This window comes from Microbacterium sp. BF1, assembly GCF_019279095.1.
Lineage (GTDB): Bacteria > Actinomycetota > Actinomycetes > Actinomycetales > Microbacteriaceae > Microbacterium > Microbacterium maritypicum.
Genome location: NZ_JAGYWT010000274.1, coordinates 1 through 3253 on the forward strand (window position 1 = coordinate 1; position 3253 = coordinate 3253).

The 3253-nt window shown below is 61.7% G+C and carries 4 protein-coding genes; 2 read left to right on the forward strand and 2 right to left on the reverse strand.

Going from position 1 to position 3253, the window contains the following annotated elements; translation table 11 throughout:
* Positions 1–168: 168 nt before the first annotated feature.
* Positions 169–756, reverse strand: a complete 588-nt coding sequence (locus KZA10_RS10280; protein WP_218682813.1) for a GIY-YIG nuclease family protein — start codon at positions 754–756, stop codon at positions 169–171.
* 4 nt (positions 757–760) lie between these two features.
* Positions 761–2578, reverse strand: a complete 1818-nt coding sequence (locus tag KZA10_RS10285) for a DUF262 domain-containing protein (protein WP_218682814.1) — start codon at positions 2576–2578, stop codon at positions 761–763.
* Between the two features lie 119 nt (positions 2579–2697).
* On the opposite strand from KZA10_RS10285, the gene KZA10_RS18015 reads away from it, so the two are divergent.
* Positions 2698–2838 carry a DUF6098 family protein gene (locus KZA10_RS18015; protein ID WP_308289635.1) on the forward strand — a complete coding sequence of 47 codons (141 nt, stop codon included), beginning with the start codon at positions 2698–2700 and terminating at the stop codon, positions 2836–2838.
* 88 nt (positions 2839–2926) lie between these two features.
* Positions 2927–3253, forward strand: a 327-nt coding sequence (locus KZA10_RS18020; RefSeq protein WP_374196576.1) for a transposase, incomplete at its 3' end; no start/stop codon positions are given.

Sequence of the window (3253 nt, forward strand, 5' to 3'; positions counted from 1 at the left end):
TACAACCACGACCGCCGGCATTCATCGCTCGGCTACCTCGCACCCGTCGACTACGCTCGGCAATGCACCCATCAATCGGAAACCGACGACTCGCACAGCGACCGGACCGAATGAAGGGGGCGGCCCAGGTGTACTGCGATTTCCGTTATGCGTGACTGCCGACCCGCTCTACGTCGCTGGCCTCCAGGCCTTTGCCTCAGCTGCCATCGCTGTGCGCGCTGCTTTCAGGCCCGGGGCAGGGGTGGGGTTTTCGGACAAGTTCAGCGGCGGCGTCCATCGACGAATGACATGTCGTTCGATGTCAGCCAGGGGCGTCTCAAGGAGCGGTGGCGTCGACCAGACCGCCAAGGAGAGCCGGTCATGTATCCACCTAGTGAGCAAGAGATCCTGTTCGATGCTGAGTCCAAAGTTACTGAAATAGCCGGGCTTCGCAGGGTTCCGGGGAATGCCTTGGAGTTCCAGCGTTCCGCGGAGCAAGGACGCGAATGAACGACGAACTGTGCTGCTTCCGGTCTGTGCCTTCACTCGCGGGTCAACGGCGAAGTGGCCTTGTAGTTCTCGGCGTGCGAGCGACTCCTCGGCCTTGCCTACGTACAGCGGCAAGTCCGGCATCGGTGTGAGCCCCAGCTCATTCCATGCGATGGTGTCGCCATAGATGGCGTACAGTCCAGGCCTTGAGGGCACGTGGTCGGGCGCCTCAGTGATACTCCACCGTTTGGCACGGAGTGCATCGATTGCGTCGTCGAAGGTACTCACGCGATCACTCGTCCAGCGCCGCGTCGAGTTCGGTGCTGTCGTACTCGTCGGCCTCTTCAGCGACAGCTTGAGTGGTTACTCCCGACGACAGCTTCCGTCGCATACGGTCGCCCAGAGCGCGCCGCCGGGCTTCGAAGAATTCTCGGAAGGCAGCGGCGTCGTGCGGGAGTTCAGTCAGCTCATTGAGCGTGAGGTAACTGTTCATCGCGTCCGATGTTGGGTACGTTCGAGCGGCCCACTCGTCAGGTGCCGTCGCTGACTTGTCGATATTCTCCGGTCCAGGCAGCAGCTGCAGGTTCGCGAACCGGTCGCGCCTTGACCCGAATGCTTCAACCTCTTCACGCGAGAACCCTTGCTCCCGAAGGCGCTTCGGATCCAGCTGAGACTTCGGGAAAACATGGTCGACGTGAAATTGGTTGCGAGTGTCAACGTGGTCGAAGAGCATCGCCAGCACGGCGAATGTGCGTGCTCCCCCGTAGGACAGGTCGAGGATGTCGTCGACGAGCTCGTCCGTAACGGCTAGGGACTTGCCGCGCAACGCCATCGCGCGCTCGAGCTCCGTCATCGGGAAACCTGACTGGCCGTGGTCGTCGATCACCGTTCGAAGATCACGCAGCAACGTGTCCAAGCCGGATCCCCAGATTCCCCGGACGATGAGTGATCGGAGCAACCAAGAGCGCAGGAGTGCACGATCGGGCGCGTGAGCAACCGCTGTCCGGTACCCATCGTTGAGCCCTCGTGAGTGCAAGTAGTACGCGACGGGGATGATGACGCTCTTCGCGGAGAGAGTCGCGTCGGATAGCCCGAAGTCGCTGAGCAGGCCGGCGGCGAGCTTGAGGGAATTTCCGATCGCATCCCACTCCCGGTCGAGTACCGCCATGTTGTCGGTGTTGAAGTTTTTCACCTTGAACGCGATGTCGTTGATCCCTGCGAGCATGAGGCCGGCCTTGAGGACGACGTCCTGCGAGAAGCTGAATCCTGTGCCGGTGGAGTTGAGCGCGTCGACGAGTCCGTGGATGGCGTCTCGCGCGTCGCGCTCTTTCCACTGCGCGGTCGCGATCGACAGCAATAGGTCGCTGTAGGAGAGCGTCGTTCCGCCAGAGTTCACTCGGATAAAGATGTCGAGAACGCGTTCGACGTCTTGATCGGTTTCCTCGTACATCTGCAAGCTCTCTTTCGCGTGCACCGCGTCGTAGAGCTCCCCCAGAACCTGGATGGCGAACCCGTTGTTTCCGAGCCCGAGCTGCGCGAGTTCCATCATCGGTTGCATCGCAGTCGTGGCGTCGAAGACCTTCGCGACCGGGAACCAGTGGTGTGCTTCGTCTTCAGCGGAGTCGCGAATCTGCTCGTCTGTGAGCAGGCGGAAGTCGTAGCGCAGGCCCGCGTCGTTGGGTGCCGCTTCGCCGAGCACGTTCAGATACATTCGCCGGGTCGGGTACCCGTGTGCAGTGTTGTGCCGGGCGTATCTTTCCCGAACCGCGTAGGACCCACGCAGCCCGATATTCAGGGAGGTCAGTCGCTGCTGACCGTCGAGGACGGCAGTGACCTGCCTATCCGGCAAGTCGAGGTCGGGGTTGTGGCGCCGATCGAACTGCGAGTAGTCCTTCAGGAAGCCATAGAACTTGAACTTCGCGATGGTCTCCGGATCGATCCGCCAGGCGAGGAAGCTCCCGATCGGGTATCCGCGCAGAATCGAATCGAACAGCCGCACCACTTGTGACGGTTTCCAGACATACTCACGCTGGATGGCGGGCAGCACGAACTCGCTCTTCTGGATGTCGCGGAGCGTCGCCGCGATCGTTTTTGCTGGCAGATGTCCCATGCCACGAAAGTAGCGCCCCGCAGGTGGGCCGCCCCCTTCATTCGGTCCGGACGCTCTGCTCTGATCTAGCTCGCCTGCAATCTCTATAGCTAGGGCGTCATGTCGTACGGGCTTGCGCGGTGTCCGCTTCGTCAGGGAGCCCGGACTGTGAGCCACTCATCCGTGACGTGCAACCCGTAGCCGTCCTAGACACTGCCCTGCTCACACAAGCTGAGACGCGCTATCAGATGAACTTCGACGCCGGCGAAGGCCCTGAATAGCCGACCCCCGCTACTTACCAACAGACAACCTATGTGAAGCGCCCTGAGTTTGTTGGAGGCTCCTGACCTTGGAAACGAGGATGGGGTTATGCCGAAAGAGCAGACATCAGGGAAGCCGACGACGCGTCGGTATTCGCCCGAGGAGAAAACCGCAGCGGTCCGTATGGTGCGGACCCTCCGGGCGGAACTCGGGACCGAGCATGGGACGGTGCATCGGGTCGCTGCGCAGCTCGGCTATGGCGTCGAGTCCGTCAGGATGTGGGTCAAGCAGGCCGACATCGACGACGTCCCAGGGAGTCGAGCGACGCTCGTCGGGCAGTCGATGGGAGCCCACACTGCTTTTCTCGCAGCAGCAGCGCGCCCAGACCTGGCCGACGGGCTCGTGATGCTCGAAGGTCATGTGTCGGGGAGTGAC

What these genes read in the sequence shown, in the direction of transcription:
- KZA10_RS10285 (WP_218682814.1), bottom strand. Translation starts at nt 2,578, where the DNA reads ATGGGACATCTGCCAGCAAAAACGATCGCGGCGACGCTCCGCGACATC.